We start from the raw sequence: 23,664 nt of genomic DNA, 5'->3' as shown, positions 1-23,664 counted from the left end.
TCCCTTCTTTATTTCTGTTCAGACTACTTTACATTTTCTCGACTATTATTTTCTGCTTCCATACACCTTTTCTCACAATCATAAGATATACCTGAAACGATATGGAATCACAGTCATAAATGAAAGGTTCTTCTCTGTAGATCAGAGTCTGAACATTCTCTGCTTCCAATTCTTCTTTTCTTCGTTCCGCTTTTTCCATCAGTTCTTGCAGATATTCATTCTGTTTCCTTCCAAAATCTCTGTCCGGGTAGACCGAAGCTGCTTCCCTGATTTTTTCTCCCAGCAGAGTAACCACCGGTAAATGACTGCTCCTGCAAAGCATTCCGGCTATCTTTTTGGCATTTGACATGTCCGGATTTTTTTCATAACGCCTGAGCATTTTTCCCAGTTTTTCATCTCCCGCTTCCGTTGCCAGTTCCTGCATAACTGCCAGAGCTTCCACCGTTACCTCCCATGGGTTATCCACCGGAACAATATACTTCTCCGGTACTGCCGGATAAAAAAGATAATTTAACGGTGGGAAATCACGCAGCATTGCCAGCTTTTGTTCCTTCTCAGTGCAATATTCTTCTCCCAGATACTCATATTTATCCCGCAATATAGCAATCTGGTACTCCATTACCCTGAGATTTTCATAGCCCTTCACCCAGAAATGTCCCAACTCTCCATAGTTGTACAAATGTGTTTCCAACAAAATGTCTTCAAAAAATACAGTAAACACATTCTGCCCCTGATGAACCACCAGAATATACTCTGCCTCACATAAATCTCTGTCTGTTCTTTCTAAAGAACCCTCAAATTCCCCTTCATAATCCCTGACATAATTTCCTGTCATTCTGGCATTTTTCAGAACCAGAAAGTTCTCCACCGCATCATTCATCAGATAGATCAGACGTAACTCTCCATTCTCCGTCTGTCCGGTAAAACCGTCTGGAATATCCACAAACTCACACAGTTCCTGCTCCAGAAGCAGATTTAATTTTTCAAAATTGTCTTCCATTATTACTCCCCTGTAGGATCATTTTGTTCTTCGGAAGCTCCTGCTTTATTTCCAGGTAACTTTTCCGCCTTTTATGTTCATAGTAAACACTTTATCACAACGAAGTCTGAAAGGATATGCCTTGCGGGTTACCAGAAACAGATTCCTGTCTCTATGCGCATTCTGCATGCTGCAGTCGCACATTTTCCATGTATTTCCGGTTTTTACTTCGCACCATCCATGAGGAGATAAATTATTATGTGCATAAGCAGTTACTCCTCCGGCAGCCACCCGACTGTCGTATCCCAGAACTCTTGCAATATATGCCAGCGAAGAAGCATATCTGTAACAATTCCCTCGATGATTTTGAAACATATATTTGGCATAGGATGAAATGGTAGCAGCAGAAATATCGTTATCCAGCCAGCCTCTGTAATACTGATACTTGCACAATGCCTCAAAGCAATCCCGTAATCGTTTACTCCTTGAATCTTTTGGAGATGAGTTTTTCATCACAAATGAAACCGCATACTTAATCTCCGGTGCTGTAACGCGGACGCCACTTCGATCCACATAGTAATATCCCTTTTGCTTTGAACCCACAATTTTGTTTTTCTGCAAAATATAATTGGCATCAAAATAGTAGTATTTTTTATCAATCTTTCTCCAGCCTTTTACACGTTTGCCATTAACAGTATAATATGTATTGGAATTTTCAGTAACCCATCCTGTATCATCTGTTTCTTCTGCAAATACCGGAGAATAAGAAATACTCAACAGCAAAACTGCCATAAACGCTATTGCTAACCCAAAATACCTCTTTCCTTTCGTATTTCCAGCCTTTAAATTATTTTCAGATGCAAGACACTTCACCTTCAACAAAAACTCGCCTGCCTTTCACAAAAACACAATATCTATACAAAAATTTAGCTGATTATTGTATGGCTGTCAATCCCATAGATTTTTTTGAGTATATAAGATTAAAGCTAAAAATGAAAAAAACTGTATCAGATATCTTTACCATATGAATTGACATTCCAAACATAATATTTTACAATATAACAAAGAACAAAGAAACCAAGCAACATGTATATTACAGAATAAATGAACATAAAATAGGAAGGAGGCATACACAAATGCCAGCAGCAACAATCCCATTGAAAGGTAATGCATCCATGGAATCAAAAAAAGTCAGTATTTCATCTAAACGCCAGATTACTATCCCACAGAAATTTTTTACGCTTCTGGGTTTTAATACGGAAGCTGAATGTATCATGCGTGGAAACGAACTGATTTTACGCCCCGTTAAAGAAAATACAAGTGGTGAATTTGCCGAACAGATTCTTGCCGATCTGATCAGACAAGGATATAGCGGTGAAGAATTACTTGAGAAATTCAAACAGGCACAGCGAAAAATCCGTCCGGCAGTTGAAGCAATGCTTGCCGAAGCAGACCGGATCGCAGAATCTAAATCAGGAGGATATTCCTTAGAGGATGTTTTCGGAACGGAGGATGAAAAATGACACAGGTACAGATCCTTCCACCTGCAGCAAAATTTCTGAAAAAACTCAAAGATAAAAAGCTGAAATCTCTGTACAAAGAAGCTATTGAAATGATCTGTGAAGATTATTCCATCGGCGAAGAAAAGACAGGTGATCTGGCAGGAATGTACGGTTATGACATTTATTATAATAAAACTAACCTAGATTATTCACGGCACAGTCGTGAATAATCTAGGTGTAACTATGTCCATTTTCTATCTTTTGTATATCCTATCAGACTTCGCTTGAAAAAGGTTCCTGTTTTATGATTGACATTCCCGAGCCAAGCTTTCATAATACAAATAACACCCCCGGGTCAATTATCATATAAACAGCATTATTCCATACATATATTTCTGCAACATTTTTAGTATCATATTTAAGAAATGGAGATTTTCCATGCCAACTCCCCCGATTGAAGTAGATGACACTCTCAAAGAACGAAGCTCTCACGGCTCCTTTGAGCTTCCCATAGAAACTTATACAGACAACTGCGAAATCTTCCATTCCCTCTACAACCACTGGCATGACGAGATGGAACTGATCTATATTGAATCCGGCAGCGGACTGGTCCGTCTGAATAAAGAGATCCTCCGCGTCAAGGCCGGTGACCTGATCATTGTGAACCGTGGAGTTCTCCATGGCATAAAAACAGATCTGAAGAATATCCTTTATTTCCGTAGTATTGTTTTTGACCTGAACTTCCTGTCAGGCCCGGCGGGAGATTTATGTCAGGAACGTGTCATTTCCCTGTTGATGGATAATCAGGCGGAATTTACCCATATTATTTCCAGATCTGATGACAATTATGGGAATATCTGCCTGCTTTTTGACCGGATCCATTCCTGCCATAAAGAAAAAAAGCCATATTATTTCGTAAAATTAAAGGCTCTGTTCTTCAGCTTTTTCTACGAAATGCTCATGGGAAATTACATCACTCCCGCAGATAAGGAAGAGAACAAAAGTCTTGCTTCTATTAAAAAGATCCTGGACTACATCAACCTCAATTATTCACAGTCACTGACCGCAGCAGAGCTCACTGCGCTCTCCAATTACAGCGAATACTACTTTATGAAACTGTTTAAGCAATATACCGGCAAGACTCTGATTGCCTACATCAATGACCTGCGCATCGAGAAAGCCAAGCCTCTGCTTCTGCATTCCTACTCCTCTGTCACAGAGATCGCACTGGAAGTAGGTTTCAACAACACCAGCTATTTCATCAAGAAGTTCCAGCAGGCAACCGGAATGTCTCCTCATAAGTTTCGCAGAAACCTGTCATAAAATCGCAATTTTGTTGTATTTTTTTGAATAGACTGCTGATATAGTTATAGATGTCAGCAAGAGAACTTCTCTTACTGATATAACCAAAAACAATACACTATTCAAACCTAAAAAAAATAAGCAATCTAACTCATAAAAAACACATATTTATTTCAGAAAGGGAGATTACGATGGAAAATTTAGAAAAGCTCATCTATGACCTGTATAAGAAAAATGCACGCCAGTGCACAAATGAAGAAATTTACAACGCATTATTAATCTATACAAAAAATCAGCTCTTTGAAAAAGGCTATCAGGATGGAAAGAAGAAAATCTATTACATTTCCGCAGAATTCCTGATCGGTAAATTATTATCCAACAACCTGATCAATCTGGGAATCTATGATGATGTTGCTGCATTCTTAAAAGAGAATGGAAAAGCCATCGCTGACATCGAAGAAGTTGAACCGGAACCATCTCTTGGAAACGGTGGTCTTGGACGTCTGGCAGCATGCTTCCTGGATTCCATCGCAACTCTCGGTCTTCCGGGCGAAGGTATTGGTCTGAATTATCATCTGGGTCTTTTCAAACAGCTCTTTGAGAACAGACTTCAGAAGGAAACTCCGAACCCATGGATTGAAAAACACAGCTGGCTCACACCTGCAGGTGTTTCCTATACTGTACCGTTCCGCGGATTTTCACTGAAATCTTCCCTGTACGATATCGACGTTGCAGGCTACAATAACAAATCCATTCATCTGCACTTATTTGACATTGATCTGGCAGATGAATCTATGGTTCACGATGGAATTTCCTTTAACAAAAAAGACATCCTTCACAACCTGACACTGTTCCTGTATCCGGATGACAGCGATGATGACGGACGTAAGCTCCGTATCTTCCAGCAGTATTTCATGGTATCCAATGCCGCTCAGTTCATCCTTGACGAAGCAACAAAGAAAGGCTGCAACCTGCATGACCTTGCAGACTACGCAGTGATCCAGATCAACGATACTCACCCAAGTATGGTCATTCCTGAACTGATCCGTCTCCTGACAAAGCGTGGAATTGACTTTGATGAGGCTGCTGAGATTGTATCCAAAGTATGTGCTTACACAAACCATACTATCCTTGCAGAGGCTCTGGAAAAATGGCCAATGGACTACCTTCTTGATGTAGTTCCTCACCTTGTACCGATCATCGAAAAGCTGGATGAAAAGATCAAAGCAAAATATCCTCAGGAAAATGTAGCCATCATCGACAAGAACAACCTGGTTCACATGGCACATATGGATATCCACTATGGATTCTCCATCAACGGTGTTGCTGCCCTGCATACAGAAATCCTGAAAACAAGCGAGCTGAAAGCTTTCTATGATATTTATCCGGAGAAATTCAATAACAAGACTAACGGTATCACATTCCGCCGCTGGTTAATGCACTGCAATCATCCGCTGACAGACTATATTACCTCCCTGATCGGTGATGAGTTTAAAACAAATGCAACTGCACTGGAAAATCTCCTGAAATATAAGGATGATGAAGCAGTTCTGAATAAGCTCCTTGAGATCAAAACAGAAGCTAAGAAAACCTGTAAAGAATTTATCCTGTCCAATACAGGTGTTGAAATTGATGAAAACAGCATCTATGATATCCAGATCAAACGTCTCCATGAGTACAAACGTCAGCAGTTAAATGCTCTGTACATCATCAACAAATATCTGGAGATCAAGGATGGAAAGAAACCATCTCAGCCTGTTACCTTTATCTTCGGTGCAAAAGCAGCTCCTGCTTATGTGATCGCAAAGGATATCATTCATCTTCTGCTCACACTTCAGGATCTTATCAAAGATGATCCGGAAGTTGCACCATACATGAAGCTTGTTATGGTTAAGAACTATAATGTATCTGCAGCTGAGAAATTATTCCCTGCATGCGATATTTCCGAGCAGATCTCCCTGGCTTCCAAAGAAGCAAGTGGTACAGGTAACATGAAGTTCATGCTGAACGGTGCCGTTACTCTGGGAACTATGGATGGCGCTAACGTTGAGATCAGCGAACTGGTTGGTGAAGATAACATCTATATCTTCGGTGAATCCAGTGAGAAAGTTATCGAACATTATGAGAAGGCTGATTACTGCTCCAAAGCTATCTACGACAACGACAGACGCATCAAAGAATGTGTTGACTTCATTGTAAGCGAAAAGATGCTGGCACTTGGCCACAAAGAAAATCTGGAAAGACTGCACCACGAACTGGTAAGCAAAGACTGGTTTATGACACTGCTTGACTTCAACGATTATGTTGAGAAAAAAGATCAGGCACTGGCTGATTACGCAGACAGAAAAACATGGGCTAAGAAGATGCTGGTTAATATTGCAAAAGCCGGATTCTTCTCCTCTGACAGAACTATCGAGCAGTACAACAACGATATCTGGCACCTGACACCGGCAAAATAATCCGATATATTTTGTGATTGTATAAAAATTCATAAAAAATTCAACAGCAGGCATTGTATATTCACTGGAATATACAGATGCCTGCTGTTTTATATATCTTTATAATAGGATGGCGAGATCACATCTGCCTCTTTACAGGAACAGCCGTTTTCATAACAGTCGCAGCAATCACAGTTAGAACAATACATATGAGTGTCCGGTATATAGAAAAGGCCACCATAGAGAGGGGAAGTCCTCAGTTCCCTGGACTGGGTTTTGCTGTTTGCAAAATGGATTCCATTGGAAATCATCATATTTTCAGGCTCATATCCGGAGAAATTAAAATAATGATCCTGGGTTCCGTGGTGAGGGACCTTAATACACCAGTAATGTTCATATAACGGCCACTTCCCGTCATAATTATCTGCGATCATCTGCATATGCTCCGGCTGCACATCGCCGGTAAACAACAGATTCACTTCTCCATCCCTTGCATTCTGAAAAACAATGCTGATCTTATGCTTAAACTGACGCAGATTCACCTGATTCCTGTTTAGCCAGGTAAGCAGCTCCTTAAATTCAGGAAGAGCTTTGATCCTGCGAAATTCACGCTCATACACATATGCCCTGATATTTTTCTGATTATTCTCTGAAAGTACTTTTCCCTCATCTGTCATCGACCAGATAATCTGTCTCAGCTTTTCCGCAAAATCAAACAATACGTCCATAATCTCCGGAAATTTTTCTCTCAGCAGATTATAAACTTCATCCGTTTCCCTCTGTGTCACATCTGTATCCGGCCATAAGGCCTGATATTTTTCCTCAAATATTTTTCCCCTGCTCAAAAGCTCCACAGTCTGAGTCTGTCTCTCAAGCAAAGCATCTATCAAGGCAAATAAGCTGACCTGCCGGCTTGGAAGACAGGAATCCTTAACCATATCTGCCAGCAAAAGCAACACCAGTGTCCTGCTCATTTTTTCCTCAGAAAAAACATCCGGCAAATAAATTTTCCCAAAATCAAAGGAACTGTCCTTATTTTTCATCATATAGAGAAGCCCTGACAGGTGATCCATATGAAAATGGGTCAACAATAAATTTTTACATTCTATGGTAGATAAATCCGATATGATCAGATCAAAAATCTCACGTCTGGGCCGTCCCTCTATCCTACTGTTATTCGTTCCGAAATCCACCAGCAGGCTCTTTTTTCTGTCCCGGAGACAATAACAGTCTCCGAACCCTACATTATACATTCGTATTTTCATTGCTTTTCCTTTTGTAAGTATTGAATTAATTCTATCGTAATTGTAATATAGGAAATTTGAAAATGCAACCTCACAAATAACTATTGTCTGGCCTGAAATTAACTATTATAATAGCAATCAGTAAGTTGTATCCGAAGAAATAAAAATCTGTCCATTGGGACAAATAAGAAATGGAGCGATCATACATATGACAAAGCAGGATTTAGCCCTTGAGGTGATCAGACGATTAAAAAAAGAATATCCGGATGCAGATTGCACCCTGGATTATGATGATGCATGGAAACTGCTGGTAAGCGTACGGCTGGCTGCACAGTGTACAGATGCCCGGGTAAATGTAGTGGTACAGGATCTGTATGCCAGATATCCGGACGTAGCAGCCCTGGCAGAGGCAACCCCGGAGGAAATTGAAGAAATTGTACGCCCCTGCGGTCTGGGAAAAAGCAAGGCCAGGGATATTAATGCCTGTATGAAGATTCTCCATGAACAATACAATGACAAAGTACCGGAAGATTTTAATGCCCTGCTGAAGCTTCCGGGGGTAGGAAGAAAAAGTGCCAACCTGATCATGGGAGATGTATTCGGCAAACCGGCAATTGTGACCGACACTCACTGTATCCGTCTGTCCAATCGGATCGGGCTGGTCCATGATCTGAAGGATCCTAAAAAAGTGGAAATGGAGTTGTGGAAAATCATTCCTCCGGAAGAGGGCAATGATCTCTGCCACCGGCTGGTCAATCACGGCCGGGAAGTATGTACTGCCCGTACAGCTCCCTACTGTGACAAATGCTGTCTCAATGATATCTGCGAAAAGAACGGGGTATAAATCAGAGAACTTCTATTATCCCATCCGCTTTCAGAAGCCTCTCCTCCTTTTCCTCATGTGTCACAAAAATTAAGGTTTTTCCAGTAGTTTTTTCCAGAATATATTTTATGGTCCTTTCCTTTGTGTCTTCATCCAGCCCCTTCAAAGGTTCATCCATGACCACACAATCAGATTCTGCCAGCAGCGCCCGGAGGACAGAGACTCTCCTGCGCATTCCACCGCTTAATTCGCGGACAGGCTTCTGCCAGATATGAGTGAGTGCCACGGCTTTATAGGCCTCCTCCAGCTGCTGGTCTGTAATCGGTTCCCGACACACCATTCGTATATTGGAGGCTGCACTTAAATTCTCGCACAAACGGTCTTCCTGAAATACCGCTGCAATCTTTTTCCCTTCCATCCCCTCTATCTCACCGGTATCCGGACTTTCCAGTCCCAGGAGCAGACGAAGCAATGTTGTCTTTCCACATCCGGATTTTCCTCTGATGCAGGTAGTTTTCCCTTCCGGAAACAGACAGGAAAAATCCTTAAGGATCTGTTGCTCTCCATAGGCCTTGCCAAGATGCTTTATCTTAATATCCATTTCTCTTCCTCCTGCTGTAAGCTGTTATCACAACTGCACATCTCTTCACTGTCGAAGCTATTTATGCTCCACACAATACACTCCTTTTCGCACCAGCCACAGAAAGCATTTCTCAAATACAAAGCTGATCACTATGATCACTATTGTCCAGGCAAAAAGATCCGGAGTCTCCAGATAGATCTTGGCATTGTAAAGCTTTTCTCCGATAGAACCCTTGGGTACTCCGATCACCTCTGCTGCCACTCCGGCCTTCCAGCACATACCCAGGGAAAGCCTGCAGGCAGAAACAAAATAGGGCAATATCTGTGATACATAAATATATCTGATCTGCCTTCCCATGCTCACCTGAAACACCTTCGCCATCTCCAGGATCTGCCAGTCTGTCTGGCGGATTCCCTCCAGAATGTTGGTATAAATCACAGGAAGCACCATGAGAAAGGAAATAAAAACTGACAGATTCCTGGAAGGGATCCAGATCAGGCAGAGAATAATAAAAGAAGCCACAGGTGTAGATTTCACTGCCGTAAGCACCGGATTCACCAGGATTTCCACTGTCCGGGACAAAAATGCCAGTACTGCCAGAAGAATCCCCAGTATCAAAGCCATGGAAAATCCCAGCACGATCCTTCCGAAGCTGAATCCTGCCGAATGCCAGAAATCACCTGTGAAAATCAGTTCAAAAAATCTCCGGATAACAGAAACAGGAGATGCAAGCAAGATCTCCTGTCCAAGCCACATACTGGCAATCTGCCAGACTGCAATCCAGAAAAGCACTGCCAGTATGCGAATCCCTGTATATTTTTTGTTTTCAGTTCTGTCTCTATCGTTTGTAATAGAACCCATCGTCCGGCAACTGTCCTCCAATAATCTGCGGATTCTGATCATTTAAAGTTGTCAGGTATCCTGAAAGCATGGTTTTCATATCATCCCCTTCAATGAATACAATACTGCAATCCGGAATTGCCTTCTGTGCAACCTCTTTTGGGATAATATCATGGTCACCGATAATCTGTGCCGCAGCTTCTGTGTCACTGTTTACAAAATCTACGGATTCCTTATAGGCATCCATAAAAGAATCTACCCGATCTGCATGATCCTTAATAAATTCATTCTTAGCGATCACCACACCCGTTACCAGCCTACTGTCATCATTCATAGAAGCTTCCCACAGTTCGTTCAGATCCAGGGCAACCTTTAATTTGTCATTTTTCATCAAAGCAGTCGTTACAAAAGGCTGAGGCAGAAGTCCTACTGCTGTCTGGTCCTGAGCCAATGCTGAAACAACCTCTGCATGCTCTGATTTATATTCTATTGTTACATCTTTTTCCGGATCAATTCCGCTGGCTTCCAGAACAGAATCCAGAGCATACTCCGGAGTCGCACCCTTTCCGCTGGCATAAATGGTTTTACCCTTCAGATCCTCCACGGATTTCACACTGTCACCATTCTCCACAATATAAAGAACACCCAAAGTATTTACAGCCAGCACGCTGACATCCTTTTCTGTTTTCTGATACAGGGTTGCAGCCAGATTTGCCGGAACTGCAGCAATATCCAGATTGCCCTGTACAACCATAGGTACGATCTCATCCGGAGATGCGGCAATTGTAAAATCATATCCGTCCGCATCCAGAAGCTGTGCCATTCCCATTGCTGTTGGTCCCTTTAATGCCCCTACACGTACAGCGTCCGGATCCGCAGTTTCCTCCCCGCTTTCCTCTCCGGTTTCCTGTACAGCATCGCTCTGTGTATCCTCAGCACTTGTATTATCTTCCGCTGCCCATACGCTTACAGCTCCTGTACCTCCTGCCAGTCCTGCGCACACACACAGGGACATTGTCCATGCCATTAATTTTTTTTTCATTTTCTCCGCACCTTTCCTTTCAAATAAGTAGTCCGTTTTATCACGTTAAGCTGATTATAACATACTTTCAGCTTTTTTGCTCCAGGCTTGCGAAAAATAATTCATAAAAATCATCTTCTCCCTCCAGCTTAGGCGAATTCTCTCCACCGCCATTGGTACTTCGGCGCATGGTTGCATAAAATTCCTCCCCTGCTGTGATCAGATCCATTTCATAAATTTCATATCCCAGTTCCCGGCATTTACTGCAAAAAGCAGCCAGCGGATGTGCATCCTTCCTGGTATCCAGCAGTTCCTGCCGGATTTTCTCATCCGTTAATGCCATTTCTCGTAATTCATCAAGCATTGCTCCAATTTCCATAATTTTGTCCTCCTCGTCAGATTTGCAGTTTGTTCAGGTAGCCTTTATGAAACAGTTAACTCATAATAAAAAATATACTGCTGCATCACCCCTTTACAATCACTATATCTCCTGTTAGGAAATCCTCTTTTGTAATGTTCATCCAGCACCTGCCGAATATGTGTATCTACAGGAAAAGCCTCCAACTGATGCAGTCCAAACAGGCAGATACAGTCAGCTACCTTTTCTCCCACTCCATATAGCTGTAAAAGCTCTTTGCGGGCACTTTGATATTTCATATCATATAGTTTGTCCGGAATAAAATCTCCGAATACCACCCTTCTGGCAGTATCCAGCACATATTTGGCACGATATCCCAGGTTACACTCCTGCAGCTGCTCCTCAGTAGCCTTTGCCAGCGCCTGTGCTGTGGGAAAAGCATAATACTCCACACCTGTGCTGCTTATCTTTTTCTCTCCAAATTCCCGGCAGATATTTTCAATACATTTTTTGATCCTGATAATATTATTCTGCTGGGAAATAAGGAAAGAAATGATCACTTCCCAAAGATCCTGCTGTAAAATCCGGATACCGCTTCCCATCTCACCGGCAACTTTCAGATATTTATCCCGCGGATTGATCCTGTTTATGTATTTTCCATAATCACAGTCCAGATCAAAATAGCGAATCCAAAATACTATAAAGTCCAGTTCCGGACAGAAAAAATTAACGATCCCCTTCTCCTGGGTCAGCTCCAGATACATATCTCCGGCGATCACCCGATATCGGTTTTCCCCGATCTGCTCCATCCGGAAGCACTGTCCTGACCTGCAGATCTGTCCCAGGTCAAAATTGTCCATTTCAATTGTCAGCATAGCTTGATCTCCCATCAGATTACCAGCGGTAATTCTATTTATCACTTGATGAATGTATGAATGTATTATATACTATTTCCTGTGTAAACGTAAACCAAAACACATAAAAATATGATTCCTTTATTATAATAAACACAGGAGAAAATCATAACATTACATTATAACTTTCGAGAGGAGCTAAGCTTATGAAATTTATATATCCTGCGGTTTTCCGCAAAAATGAATCCGGCAGATATCATGGATTCTTCCCTGATCTGGCATGCTGCGAGGCAGAGGGAGACTCTCTGGAGGATGCCATTGACAATGCCAATGATGCTGCTTACAACTGGATCTATGCAGAACTTATGGAAGACGAAATGGATCTTCCCCCTGTTTCTGATGAATCCGACCTGACACTTCAGGAAGGGGACGTTGTGCGTAACATCCAGGTTACCATCCGTATGTATGACGGGTGGGATGAATAACCTGCCGGTTATCCCTGAAAAACGGTCAGGCTTCCTGGATCCTGTCCCGAAATCTTAATATTAAAAATACAGATATAAACTCCGATATGTTATAATCAGATAAACATAACTCTTTACTCCGTAAAAAATACTGATTATCATCTGCGGAGTTTTATTTTTTCTCACAATTCTTTAAAAGGAGGAGATTTTATGAAGATGAAAGGTTTAAAAAAATTACTTGTGAGCCTGGGACTTTGCGCTGTTCTGACTGTTGGCATGTCCACAGCTGCCTTTGCCGATTCCACTGAAGCCATCCTGGCTCCCGCACCGGAGGAAAGCAGTATTCCGGAAGTACCTGTACTTTCCACTGAAGAGGTTGACAATGCCACCTATGTAGGCTCAACCTCCAATATTGTCCAGACTGCCGCTACCGAAACTTCTATTTCTCTTGCCTGGAACAAAGTAGAAGGGGCTACCAAATATACCATCCGGATCAAATCCAGCAATGGTGCAGACAGCTACAAGGTTCTCGGTACCACTTCCAAAACCAAATGCAAAATTAACAAGCTGAAACCCGGAAAGACATACACAGTTGCCATCCTTGCAGGCAATGACTCTGAAGAATCCACCACTGTCACCACGATCATCTGTGCTACATTATACAAATCCGTTGGTATTAAAACCTCCTATTCTTCAGACAAGGGATACACCTTCAACATGAAAACCGTAACACCTTATAATGCAATCACAGGATACAAAGTAGCATATACCAGCTACAAGACCAAGAAAACAACAACCAAATTTTACAATAACCGCTACACCTTCACACTTCCGTTACAGAAGGATGCCTTCTATAAAGTAGAGATTTATCCATATCTTACTTTACAGGGCAAGAAATTTGTCAGCACTACCCCAACTACCAGATATGTAGCCAAGGGTATCGTACCTAAAAAAGCCGGCAACACACGAAACAGCATGACCATCAAATGGAACAAGGTGGCCGGTGCCCAGAGCTATACGGTTTATGTCAAATATCCCGGCAACAGCTCCTACAAAAAGGCTGCAACAACCAGTGCCAATTCCTTCCGCTTAAATAACATGACTCTTGGCACCCGCTATTACGTCAAGATCGCAGCAAACAAAAAAGTAGGAAAAAAGACCTGGCAGTCCGACAAAAATTCTGCATATTATCTTTATCTCCGCCGGGTATGATTCTTTTACAACCAAGGCTTGACAGATATAACAAACAAGAATATACTAAAAAAACAGATAAATGGGGAGCTTGTAACAGCAGGCTGAGAGGAAGTCTTCAACTTCGACCCTTATACCTGATTTGGATAATGCCAACGTAGGGAAATTAACCGTAGTTCTGTCCATAATAATGACAGCTGCGATTAAATTTAAGTTCTTCGGGACTGCTATACGCTTGTTGGCGCATTGCAGTCCCTATTTTTTTCGGCAGACCGGGGGCACCACTCTCTGCCAGGCTATTTGTAGCAGATTAATAACTATCATACGAATATGCGCAGGTGCAAGTCCCTATAAAATAGGGGGCGCAATTCATTTCAGCTTACTGCATACACCAGAAGAAGGCAGTAACAGGCCCGCAGTGCAGGGCAAGGAGGAAAAAATGACACAGTACACAACACAGATGGACGCAGCCCGTCGCGGAATCATCACACCACAGATGGAAATCGTGGCAGAAAAAGAACACTTTGACGTAGAAGAATTAAGAGAACTGATTGCAAAAGGACAGGTAATCATTCCCTGCAACAAAAATCACAAAAGTATCAGTCCAAGTGGTGTCGGTGCAAAACTGACTACCAAGATCAATGTAAATTTAGGTGTTTCCAGAGACTGGAAAGACGTTGATATGGAATATGAAAAAGTACATTCTGCAGTAGAAATGGGAGCAGAAGCCATCATGGACCTCAGTTCCTACGGAGATACCAGAAGCTTCCGCCGCAAGCTTACCTCTGAATGTCCGGCAATGATCGGTACTGTTCCGATCTATGATGCAGTTGTATATTATCACAAAGCACTTGGCAAGATCACTTCCGAAGAGTGGATTGATATTGTACGTATGCACGCAGAAGACGGTGTGGATTTCATGACGATCCACTGCGGTATGAACCGTGCCACTGCTGCTCGTTTCAAACAGAATAAACGTCTCATGAATATCGTTTCCAGAGGCGGTTCCATCATGTTTGCATGGATGGAAATGACAGGAAAAGAGAACCCGTTCTATGAGCATTTTGATGAGATCCTGGATATCTGCCAGGAATATGATATCACCTTAAGTCTGGGTGATGCATGTCGTCCGGGATGCCTTGCAGATGCAACAGATACTGCTCAGATTGAAGAGCTGATCACCCTTGGCGAGCTTACAAAACGCGCCTGGGAGAAGAATGTACAGGTTATGATCGAAGGACCCGGACATATGCCGATGAACCAGATCGCAGCCAATATGGAAATCCAGAAAACACTGTGCCACGGTGCTCCTTTCTATGTACTTGGACCTCTTGTAACAGATGTTGCTCCCGGATATGACCACATTACTTCTGCCATCGGCGGCGCTATCGCAGCCTATTCAGGAGCTTCCTTCCTCTGCTATGTAACACCGGCAGAACATCTTCGTCTGCCTAATGCAGCTGATGTAAAAGAAGGAATTATTGCAGCTAAAATCGCAGCTCACGCAGCAGATATTGCTAAGGGAGTTCCTGGCGCAGCTGACTGGGATTATAAGATGAGCGAAGCAAGAAAACGCCTTGACTGGGAAGAAATGTTCAGACTCAGCATGGATCCGGAAAAGGCAAGACGCTATCGTGCAGAAGCAAAACCGGAGAAAGAAGACACCTGCAGTATGTGCGGAAACTTCTGTGCTGTTAAAAATACCAACCGTATTCTGGACGGAGAGATTGTTACCATTTTTGATGAATAATCCTCCAAAAGATCCAAACAGAAAATCATAATCACATAAATATAAAAAGCCGCATTTTCACAGGCACCATATTTGGTTAATCCCTGTGAAATGTGGCTTTTCTATTATATCTTATATCTATTATATCTATTATATCTTTTATATCTTCATCATATCTGACATAATACAGCCACCTGCTGCACCATTCCTCATAACCTGAAACAGCTGATCTGTCCCCGGATGAATTCCTCCTATTGCATACACCGGAACTGTCACTGCCTTACAAACCTCCCTCAAAAACTCCAGTCCTCTTGGCGGAAGTCCTTTTTTACAATTTGTTGTATAAATGTGTCCTGCTGTGACATAGGTAGCCCCTAACTGCTGTGCCTTCAGAGCATCTTCCACAGAATGTACAGAACATCCTGTTTCCTGAAAATCACCAAGCTTTCCCTGATATTTTTCAAGGAGAAATAATGGCAGATGGATACAGGGATGCCCCAGTTTTCTGGCTGCCTCCACATAAGTATGAAGGATGCAGGAAACCTGATATTGTCTGCAGATTCCCAGCACCTCTTTTGCCAAAAGAAAATATTCTTCCTCTGACAGATCCTTTTCCCTCAGGATCAATGCTTTTGGATGACAGGCACAAACACGTTCTATCTGCTCCAAAAATGGACGTTCACACAGAGAACGGTTCGTCACTGCAACCACATTTTTATAAAATTCAGAATGATACATATCCTTTATACCTCTATTTTCTTCCCTGTATTTTTCTTACATCCTAAGCTTTTTATGAAATTCCCGTAAGGTATCCTTCTTGCAGAAAATAAACAATGCTGCCAGTGTCAGAATGCTAATGCCTGCACAAATCACAGATGGGTATACAAACTTCACAACTCCCGTCCATGCCAGAATCATGGGAATTAATCCGGCAATACATGCCTGCACAAGATAAAACAGATATTCTTCCCGTTTCAGACGGTTTACTCTTGCAATCACCGGAACAGAAAACTGAACCGACAAAACTCCAAAAGGAAGAATAAAATCCACAGACCAGCCTCTCCATCCGGTAAACCGATCCCACAAAATGGCAATCACAGATATGAGCAGCAACTGCCAGATTTCATTTTTTAAAATATTTCTTCTCTTAGAATAAGCTACCATAACAACCATCCAGGCGCAGACACATCCTGCACCTGCAAACCAGGACCAGTTCAGTGTTCCCGCTGTCATAATATTGATCATACCGCAGATAACAGCAACTGCCAGACACAGGAAACTAAAGGTCTGCACAATCCTCTGATTTTCTTTTCTTTCCAGTCTCTGCTGTTCGCCGCAGCCGGGAAAATCGTTCTTTAACTCTCTGTGGGGAATTTCCTCCTCACTTAACATTCTCCGGAAGTTTCTCTGAATACTGTCATCCGGTATTTTGGAAGTAAATCCCAGCACCATCTCATCTCCATAAGAGCAGGAACACATCTGCAGGGAATTAGTACTGGCAAAAATCCCAAAATGCCGGATATATTCTCTATACTCCTCAGGAAGACGTATAATACCAATATTAGAGTAAACAGCAGTAATACTTCTGCTTCCCAGATTCGCTCCGATCATCAGAAAATATTTCTTAATTTCCAGAGGAACGGCACGGACAAATATATTTTTCTCGATCCTTACATAGTCATTCATATGCATGGCTATTTTATCTTTTTCCAGCTCCTGCTCAAACTGCCGCTTTACATCCGCCAATACCTCTTCAAAGGTTGTTGTATCAGAAAAAGTATAACCAACCTCAATCCATCCAAAGAAATTTGTCATGGACTGAGACGGAAAATAATTTCTCAGGTTTACAGGTATCATCAATGTCACCGGACGCTTCTGCTGGTTCTTTGGGATCTCCTCACGGATAGAACAGAGCATCACAGCTGTAAGCAGCACTGTTATGGACACACCGTAGGAACGAGCCTTCTGATGAACCTCTTTTACAGAAAGAACTACTTCCGAGATATGCATATCTGAATGGACCAGCTTCTCCCCCTTCAGCTTTACAGCTGCTTTTTTCTTCTCTCTGTTCTTTGGAATATCAGAAGAATAATACTGGGAAAAGCTATCTTCCTCTATGTTTCCGCGACCTGTTTTCTTATCCCTTCCTATCTCCGGAAAATTCTCCTTTGGATGGGCCAGAATGAGATAATTCTGTACAAGCTCCTGGAGAAAATGCATGGCTCCGGTGCCATCTGTCAACGCATGAAACACTTCAAAATTAATTCGTTCTTTATAATAGCTCACCTGAAACAGCAGGGATTTTTTGTCTGGAATATACAGACGGCTGCAAGGCGGCTCTGTCTCCGGTTTTACCAATGCCCTGATATGGCTGTGCTCCAGATAAAACCAGAAAAGACCCTTTCGCAATACTGCCTGAAACAATGGATATTTCTCCATAGTTCTGTCCAAAGCCTGCTGAAGAATATCACTGTCCACTTCCTCCTTCAGCTGACAGTAAAACCGAAAAACTCTTGTATCATTTTCCCCTGTTACAAGCGGAAATGCCAGAGCTGCATTATCCAGTTTTCTCCAATTAGAATATTCTGTTCTCATATTTTTCGCCTTCCGGTCACTTTATCTTTTCATCATTTATACTCAGATGCAGAATTTTTTCATAGCTTGCATTCAGAAATTGATTAATATATCCAAAGCTTTCCTGCACATGCAAAAACTTAAATCCCAACGCAAAAAATCCATGAAATGCACCGCTTATTCTACGGATTTCCACCTGATTTCCGGCTTCCCGCAGTTTCTTTCCATATGCCTCTCCCTCATCACGGAGAGGGTCATATTCAGCTGTAAGGATAAGGGTTTCCGGCAGATTTTTAAAATTTTCTTCAACAATCGGGGCAAAATATGGATTATTTCTATCTGACGGTGAACTTTGATACAAATTAAGATAATCCTCCATTTTTACAGCAGTCAAAAGATAATCACTGCCATTTTCCTGCACAGATCTAAAGGGAGATTTCTCTGTATAACAGTTTCCCAGTGCCGGATAAATCAGAATCTGGCGTCTGGGCATAAACTCGCTCCGGTCTCTTGCCAAGAGACATACTGCAGCTGCCAGATTTCCCCCTGCACTATCACCTACAATTGTAATTTCCTCAGGATCTGTATTTATGCTCAGCTGATTAGTATATAATGCCCTGGTTGCAGCATAACAATCCTCCAACGGTACCGGAAATCTGTGTTCAGGCGCCAGCCTGTATTCCACTGATACCACAATATGGGCAGTAGCCTGTGCCATTCTGGAACAAACGCGGTCATAATTTTCCACACTTTCCGTCACCCAACCGCCTCCATGAAAAAACAACAATACCGGAAAAGTACTGCCCTCCTCAATTCCTGCACTCATAGCATTCTCTGTTGGAAAATAGAGGCGTATGGGAACTACATGTTCTCCATTATATACCTTTGTATCCATTTTTTTCAGAAAAATCCTTGTTGCATCCAGCTGCTTAAGATCTGCCAGTCTTCTGGAGTTTTCTACCTCAATGTTCCCGGCAGATAACGCATGGAGAATTGTTTTCATTGTCTTTGATATCAATGTTTTATCTTCCTTTCTGCTGTACAAATAAATCAGTCATGCCGCTCTTCTGTATTCCCATAGGTTTCACAGAATCTGGCTGCAAACGCAGGCGCTTCATCATGTACATACAAATGTGAAATATCACCAAACGCACTCATTCGGAAAGCTGCAATTCCCTCTCTCCGCTCTTCTGTATTCAAGGTTGTCACAGAACTTGGGGCAGCACATACTCCATGCCACAATACCATCGGAGATATATTCAGCAAATGGCTGAGCAGCACACATTCCAGTCCAAAATGACAGAAAAATACAAGTGTATCTTCATTACTCTCTACTACTTTATAACAATGCCCATCCCTCACATATCCGTGCTTTGCAAGCAGTTCATCGAGCTTTCCTGTCACATAATCATAATGCCCCTTCAGATCCGATGCCAGCATTCTTTCATTTTCAAACCAGTGATCATACTGATAGAATCTCTCATCCCTTGTCCAGTCCTGCGGCAGCCAGTCCCAGGGAATAATCTTCTTATCTGTTACATCCGGCCGATCGATCAGTACGTCAAATTCCCGCAGCCAGTCACATTCTGTGGCTGTTCGGTTCATCTTTTTCAGGGTAGGGGACGCAGTATCCTTTGCCCTTCCCAACGGTGAAACATAAAAGTCTCTGATCTCCAGTTTTGTTAATCTCTCTGCGAGAAACTCAGCCTCTCTCCATCCCTTCTCTGTAAGAGAATCTATGGTATAATCAGGGTCTCCGTGACGTACTATCAATAATTTCATTTTTCCTTTATCCTTTCATTTCACATTCTTTCTGTTTTCTAATTATATACTATAGACACTTGTTTTCCAATATATAACTGCTGGGATATTCGCTGTAACAACCATGGCAAGTCAGATAATAATTGGAATATTAATACAGGGGATACAGCAGATTATTTTTTTCAAAATACTTCTGCCATATCCCCTGTCATTTATTTTTATAACACTTTTACAATATTCAGTTCTTTATCTGCCAGAACAATATCCGCACGTTTTCCAGGTGTAAGAGAACCCACTTCATCAAAAATTCCGATACTTCTTGCCGGGTTTGCAGTTGCAGCAAGAATCGCTTCTCTTTCCGAAACTCCCATGGAGATAACGCTCTTCATACAGTCAAAGAGACAAGTTGCAGAACCTGCAATCGTACCGTCTGCCAGAGTAGCTTTTCTGTCTTTCATAGTTACTTCCTGACCACCCAGTTCATATTTGCCATTCTCCATACCGGTTGCCATCATAGAATCACTGATCAGAATCACTCTGCTATCTCCAAAAAGGCGGAAAGTATTTCTTACAGTTGCCGGATGGATATGGATCCCGTCACCGATCAGTTCTACCATACAGTCTTCATTATCTGCTGCTGCACCGATCACTCCTGGTTCTCTGTGTCCCATAGGATTCATGGCATTATAAAGATGGGTTACATGAACTGCCCCCTGCTTCATAGCCTGTGCAGCACAGTCATAATCTGCCGCTGTATGTCCAATAGAAATAACTGTTTCATTATGCAGTTCCCTGATAAATTCTTCTGCACCTTCCATATTCGGAGCAAGGGTTACCAGTTTGATCAGTCCACCTGCCGCTTCATTGCACTCTCTGAAAAATTCAATGTCCGGTTTGCGGATATATCCCTCTACATGTGCACCCTTTTTTGCAGGATCAAGGAATGGTCCTTCCATATTGATACCGACAATACGGGCACAGGTTTCATCCTGATCTACATCCTTTGCCGTCTGAAAGATTTTCAGAAGTTCTTCTTTGGGAAGAGTCATGGATGTGGGACAGTAAGAAGTTACTCCCTGTGATCTCTCATACTGAAGAATAACTTTCAAGCCATCCACATCTGCATCTGAGAAATCATGTCTCACTGCACCGTGGCTGTGAATATCAACCAGACCAGGCAGTACTTTCAGACCGGCCGCATCCAGTTCCGTTTTATCTGTCACTTCTTCCTCAGAAGCTACAAGCCTGCCGTTTTCTATATATAAATCTGTTACTTTATAGCTTCCATCTTCCTGAAATACATTACCGTTTTTAATGATCATTTTTCTACACCCTTTACTGTATATTTTACAGAAGTCCTTTTTCTTTAATAAGACTTAAAGCATCTTCATCTGCCACTACAGTTACATCCTGATGAAGCTGAAGGATAGATGCCGGTACATTTGGTGTGATCGGTCCGTACAAGGATTTGTACAAAGCATCTGCCTTGGCACTTCCTGTTGCTACAAGAAGAATTTTCTTTGCTGCCATAATGTTCTTGATTCCCATAGTGTATGCCTGTTTCGGAACTTCATCCATACTTTCGAAGAATCTTGCATTTGCCTTGATGGTGCTCTCTGTAAGGTCTACGCAGTGAGTTTCCTTCTCAAAAGCTTCTCCAGGTTCATTGAAACCAATATGTCCGTTTCCGCCAATTCCCAGAAGCTGCATGTCAATACCGCCCACACTGCGGATCACTTCATTATAATCTGCACATGCTTTGTCACTGTCCTCTTCCAGTCCGTTAGGTACATAAGTTCTTGTCTTATCAATATTTACATGGTCAAACAGATTAGTGTTCATAAAATAACGATAGCTCTGGTCATTATCCCCTGAAAGTCCTTTATACTCATCAAGATTCACTGAAGTAATCTGTGAGAAATCCAAGTCCCCTTTTTTGTACCATTCGATCAGCTGTTTATACATGCCAACCGGTGTAGAACCTGTTGCAAGTCCGAGAACTGCATTTGGTTTCATAATAATCTGAGCAGACATAATATTTGCCGCCTTTCTGCTCACATCCTGATAATCCTTTCCCTCGTAAATAATCATACCGATTTTCCTCCTCTTTCAATATGTGTATTTCCATTATAATATATATATTTAATTATACAAGCTACAATATAGCAAAATAATTTTTCCGATTATATTTTTCCCGTTCCGTTTAGCATATAATGCTCTTTCGACTTTAATGCTCGCAAAGTATCACTATGCATTGCCAGCTTTTCTCTACGATTGAGATAAATATATTCATTATAAATAATATCAATCATAATTAAAATAGGAAATTGTGGTGATATCACATTTCCACTGTTTAGCATTTTTCTTGATGAAATCAATATTACTTCATCACAAAATTCTCTGAAAAACAAACTATCTCTTGAAGTAATTAGTACTGTTTTAGCTCCTCTCTGATGTGCCTCCTTTAACAGGTACAATACTGATTCATTTTCTCCACTTACACTAATTCCTATAATCAAACTTTCTTCATTGCAAAAAACCGCTTGCATGCGAATTCTGTCTGCATCAGTAAGAGAATCTATATCAATTCCAATTCTCATAAACCGGCTTTCCATCTCAGTAGCTGCCAACCCAGAGCTTCCTGCTCCACATACAATAACTCTGGGAGTTATTCCAAGCAAATTAATCACTCTGGTAATCTGAGCTTCATTCATCAGGCTGTATGTTTTTGTAATCAATTCCTGATATGTATCCAATACTGTTTTGGTGCTGTCAGCTACATCTTTTCTCACACTGTTTAAAGATTTTTCATACTGATAAATGAATTCTCTATAACCTCTAAATCCACATTTTTTTACAAACCTTGATATTGAGGCTTTCGACACAAATAATTTTTGTGATAATGTCTCGATTGAGTAATCTGCCTGATTTTTATTTTTCAAAAAGAAATCTGCAATATTTTTCTCTGATTGAGTAAAACTATCATACTTAGCTTCTAATACCGGCACAACAGATTTTTCATCAAACTCCATACACTTCTCCTTTAAAATTCATGTGCTTTTCGGAAACAGTACCAAGCTCCTGTCATCCCTGCCGCATTATGATAATGTGCAAGTTCCAGGCGCATATGAGATGATATTGCCGGCAAAAGATTATTTTTCACAGACTTACGTATACCATCTGTCAGAATACTTTCCCTTTGCATAATTCCACCGCCAAGAACTACTATTTCCGGGTTTAAAACATAACAAATATTAGCAATACCAAGTCCAAGAATTTCTGCCATTTCATTTATTGCTTCTATACAAATTTTATCATTTTTCTCAGCAGATTCAAGAATTCTTTTCCCATTCCATTCAGATATCTTATCCTTCTTTCTCTCTGCCACTTTTTTTACCAATGCAGTAGTTGACGCCTGATTTTCAAATCGATTTCCATTAATATTCATATACCCTACTTCACAGGCAGAATAGGATATTCCTCTGAGTAATCGTCCATTAATAATCGCGCAGCCGCCAATCCCAGTTCCAATGGTCATACATAATGCACTTTGACTTTTTTGGGCTGCTCCATTCCAATATTCTGCCAATCCTGCACAATTTACATCATTCTCCACCTCACAGAGAATTCCAAATGTTCTTTCTATTTCTTTTTTTAAATTTATTCCCATATATCCCGGCATATTTTCATTTGCGTATATAATACTCCCCTGAGCAGCATCAACCATACCCGTAGTAGAAATACAGATTCCTGTGATTTTTCTTAAAACAATGTATCGTTCTATAATCTTCTTTACTCTGGCAAGCACATAACTGCCTCCCTGCATTGCTTCCGTAGGAATGTTCAGTTGCTCAATTATCCTTGCATTTTCATCCAGCACACCAGCTTTAATAGCAGTTCCACCTATATCAATACATACATACTCTTTCATAATTACTCCCTTTACTCTCATTTTTATATTAACGTCAAACGCGCACACTATGTTCTACCACAGTATGCGC

24 protein-coding genes and 1 riboswitch are annotated in these 23,664 nt (G+C 41.6%); of the genes, 8 read left to right on the top strand and 16 right to left on the bottom strand.

Features of this window, described 5'->3' with window-relative positions; all coding sequences use genetic code 11:
* Positions 1 to 28: 28 nt before the first annotated feature.
* Both ACTNDS_RS11455 and ACTNDS_RS11450 read right to left on the bottom strand, forming a co-directional pair.
* Complete coding sequence (locus ACTNDS_RS11455; RefSeq protein WP_441035813.1) at positions 29 to 1,000, bottom strand: DUF3878 family protein; 972 nt, start codon at positions 998 to 1,000, stop codon at positions 29 to 31.
* Between the two features lie 45 nt (positions 1,001 to 1,045).
* The gene (locus ACTNDS_RS11450; RefSeq protein WP_441035890.1) at positions 1,046 to 1,852 is read right to left on the bottom strand and encodes a transglutaminase domain-containing protein; all 807 of its coding nucleotides are present in this window, start codon (positions 1,850 to 1,852) and stop codon (positions 1,046 to 1,048) included.
* 263 nt (positions 1,853 to 2,115) lie between these two features.
* On the opposite strand from ACTNDS_RS11450, the gene ACTNDS_RS11445 reads away from it, so the two are divergent.
* The 4 genes from ACTNDS_RS11445 (at position 2,116) to ACTNDS_RS11430 (ending at position 6,242) form a co-directional block, all read left to right on the top strand.
* A complete protein-coding gene (locus ACTNDS_RS11445) occupies positions 2,116 to 2,502 on the top strand; it encodes an AbrB/MazE/SpoVT family DNA-binding domain-containing protein (RefSeq protein WP_441035811.1) in 387 nt (128 codons plus the stop codon).
* The gene (locus ACTNDS_RS11440) at positions 2,499 to 2,711 is read left to right on the top strand and encodes a type II toxin-antitoxin system RelE/ParE family toxin (protein WP_119253083.1); all 213 of its coding nucleotides are present in this window, start codon (positions 2,499 to 2,501) and stop codon (positions 2,709 to 2,711) included. The genes ACTNDS_RS11445 and ACTNDS_RS11440 overlap by 4 nt, the downstream gene beginning before the upstream one ends.
* Positions 2,712 to 2,919: 208 nt before the next feature.
* Positions 2,920 to 3,804, top strand: a complete 885-nt coding sequence (locus ACTNDS_RS11435; protein ID WP_441035809.1) for an AraC family transcriptional regulator — start codon at positions 2,920 to 2,922, stop codon at positions 3,802 to 3,804.
* A 170-nt stretch (positions 3,805 to 3,974) separates the two neighbouring features.
* Positions 3,975 to 6,242, top strand: coding sequence for a glycogen/starch/alpha-glucan phosphorylase (locus tag ACTNDS_RS11430; protein ID WP_441035808.1), 2,268 nt, complete (start codon positions 3,975 to 3,977; stop codon positions 6,240 to 6,242).
* An 89-nt stretch (positions 6,243 to 6,331) separates the two neighbouring features.
* Here ACTNDS_RS11430 and ACTNDS_RS11425 read toward each other — a convergent pair whose 3' ends face one another.
* Positions 6,332 to 7,486: an MBL fold metallo-hydrolase gene (locus ACTNDS_RS11425; protein ID WP_441035806.1), complete on the bottom strand. Its 1,155-nt coding sequence runs from the start codon at positions 7,484 to 7,486 to the stop codon at positions 6,332 to 6,334.
* Positions 7,487 to 7,673: 187 nt separating this feature from the next.
* Between ACTNDS_RS11425 and ACTNDS_RS11420 the strand changes: the two genes are divergently transcribed.
* Complete coding sequence (locus ACTNDS_RS11420; RefSeq protein ID WP_019160460.1) at positions 7,674 to 8,309, top strand: endonuclease III domain-containing protein; 636 nt, start codon at positions 7,674 to 7,676, stop codon at positions 8,307 to 8,309.
* Position 8,310: 1 nt separating this feature from the next.
* Here ACTNDS_RS11420 and ACTNDS_RS11415 read toward each other — a convergent pair whose 3' ends face one another.
* The 5 genes from ACTNDS_RS11415 to ACTNDS_RS11395 form a co-directional block, all read right to left on the bottom strand.
* On the bottom strand, positions 8,311 to 8,889 hold the full coding sequence (locus ACTNDS_RS11415; protein WP_303242328.1) for an ATP-binding cassette domain-containing protein: 579 nt from the start codon (positions 8,887 to 8,889) through the stop codon (positions 8,311 to 8,313).
* Positions 8,890 to 8,946: 57 nt separating this feature from the next.
* A complete protein-coding gene (locus tag ACTNDS_RS11410; protein WP_441035803.1) occupies positions 8,947 to 9,732 on the bottom strand; it encodes an ABC transporter permease in 786 nt (261 codons plus the stop codon).
* Positions 9,710 to 10,753 (bottom strand): ABC transporter substrate-binding protein, encoded by a 1,044-nt coding sequence (locus ACTNDS_RS11405; RefSeq protein ID WP_441035801.1) that lies wholly within the window; start codon positions 10,751 to 10,753, stop codon positions 9,710 to 9,712. The genes ACTNDS_RS11410 and ACTNDS_RS11405 overlap by 23 nt, the downstream gene beginning before the upstream one ends.
* 67 nt (positions 10,754 to 10,820) lie before the next feature.
* Positions 10,821 to 11,111, bottom strand: coding sequence for a hypothetical protein (locus ACTNDS_RS11400; RefSeq protein ID WP_441035800.1), 291 nt, complete (start codon positions 11,109 to 11,111; stop codon positions 10,821 to 10,823).
* Positions 11,112 to 11,155: 44 nt separating this feature from the next.
* Positions 11,156 to 11,965 carry a DNA glycosylase gene (locus ACTNDS_RS11395; protein ID WP_441035798.1) on the bottom strand — a complete coding sequence of 270 codons (810 nt, stop codon included), beginning with the start codon at positions 11,963 to 11,965 and terminating at the stop codon, positions 11,156 to 11,158.
* A gap of 185 nt (positions 11,966 to 12,150) precedes the next feature.
* Here ACTNDS_RS11395 and ACTNDS_RS11390 point away from each other — a divergent pair, with 185 nt between their 5' ends.
* The 3 genes from ACTNDS_RS11390 (at position 12,151) to thiC (ending at position 15,349) form a co-directional block, all read left to right on the top strand.
* Positions 12,151 to 12,429, top strand: a complete 279-nt coding sequence (locus tag ACTNDS_RS11390; protein ID WP_019160457.1) for a type II toxin-antitoxin system HicB family antitoxin — start codon at positions 12,151 to 12,153, stop codon at positions 12,427 to 12,429.
* A gap of 189 nt (positions 12,430 to 12,618) precedes the next feature.
* Positions 12,619 to 13,620 (top strand): fibronectin type III domain-containing protein, encoded by a 1,002-nt coding sequence (locus tag ACTNDS_RS11385; RefSeq protein ID WP_441035795.1) that lies wholly within the window; start codon positions 12,619 to 12,621, stop codon positions 13,618 to 13,620.
* A 52-nt stretch (positions 13,621 to 13,672) separates the two neighbouring features.
* A riboswitch (TPP riboswitch) is annotated at positions 13,673 to 13,781 on the top strand.
* 257 nt (positions 13,782 to 14,038) lie between these two features.
* Entirely contained in the window at positions 14,039 to 15,349 is a 1,311-nt protein-coding gene (gene thiC / locus ACTNDS_RS11380) for a phosphomethylpyrimidine synthase ThiC (protein ID WP_186994638.1), read from the top strand.
* Between the two features lie 138 nt (positions 15,350 to 15,487).
* Here thiC and ACTNDS_RS11375 read toward each other — a convergent pair whose 3' ends face one another.
* From ACTNDS_RS11375 to ACTNDS_RS11340, 8 genes are all read right to left on the bottom strand, one after another.
* Complete coding sequence (locus ACTNDS_RS11375; protein WP_433845646.1) at positions 15,488 to 16,066, bottom strand: thiamine phosphate synthase; 579 nt, start codon at positions 16,064 to 16,066, stop codon at positions 15,488 to 15,490.
* Positions 16,067 to 16,102: 36 nt separating this feature from the next.
* Positions 16,103 to 17,923: a DUF6320 domain-containing protein gene (locus ACTNDS_RS11370; protein ID WP_441035793.1), complete on the bottom strand. Its 1,821-nt coding sequence runs from the start codon at positions 17,921 to 17,923 to the stop codon at positions 16,103 to 16,105.
* 16 nt (positions 17,924 to 17,939) lie between these two features.
* Positions 17,940 to 18,905 carry an alpha/beta hydrolase gene (locus ACTNDS_RS11365; RefSeq protein ID WP_441035888.1) on the bottom strand — a complete coding sequence of 322 codons (966 nt, stop codon included), beginning with the start codon at positions 18,903 to 18,905 and terminating at the stop codon, positions 17,940 to 17,942.
* A gap of 47 nt (positions 18,906 to 18,952) precedes the next feature.
* On the bottom strand, positions 18,953 to 19,684 hold the full coding sequence (locus tag ACTNDS_RS11360; protein ID WP_441035791.1) for a histidine phosphatase family protein: 732 nt from the start codon (positions 19,682 to 19,684) through the stop codon (positions 18,953 to 18,955).
* Positions 19,685 to 19,881: 197 nt separating this feature from the next.
* A complete protein-coding gene (gene nagA / locus ACTNDS_RS11355) occupies positions 19,882 to 20,985 on the bottom strand; it encodes an N-acetylglucosamine-6-phosphate deacetylase (RefSeq protein WP_441035790.1) in 1,104 nt (367 codons plus the stop codon).
* Between the two features lie 25 nt (positions 20,986 to 21,010).
* Positions 21,011 to 21,754: a glucosamine-6-phosphate deaminase gene (gene nagB, locus ACTNDS_RS11350; protein ID WP_173742704.1), complete on the bottom strand. Its 744-nt coding sequence runs from the start codon at positions 21,752 to 21,754 to the stop codon at positions 21,011 to 21,013.
* Between the two features lie 92 nt (positions 21,755 to 21,846).
* Positions 21,847 to 22,695, bottom strand: coding sequence for a MurR/RpiR family transcriptional regulator (locus tag ACTNDS_RS11345; RefSeq protein WP_186994643.1), 849 nt, complete (start codon positions 22,693 to 22,695; stop codon positions 21,847 to 21,849).
* Positions 22,696 to 22,706: 11 nt separating this feature from the next.
* Positions 22,707 to 23,594, bottom strand: coding sequence for an ROK family protein (locus ACTNDS_RS11340; protein ID WP_441035789.1), 888 nt, complete (start codon positions 23,592 to 23,594; stop codon positions 22,707 to 22,709).
* Positions 23,595 to 23,664: the final 70 nt, after the last annotated feature.

This window comes from Blautia sp. HCP3S3_C12, from assembly GCF_052064155.1.
GTDB lineage: Bacteria > Bacillota > Clostridia > Lachnospirales > Lachnospiraceae > Blautia_A.
The sequence above is the reverse complement of the archived record's forward strand: the minus strand, read 5'-3'. Positions and strand labels throughout refer to the sequence as shown.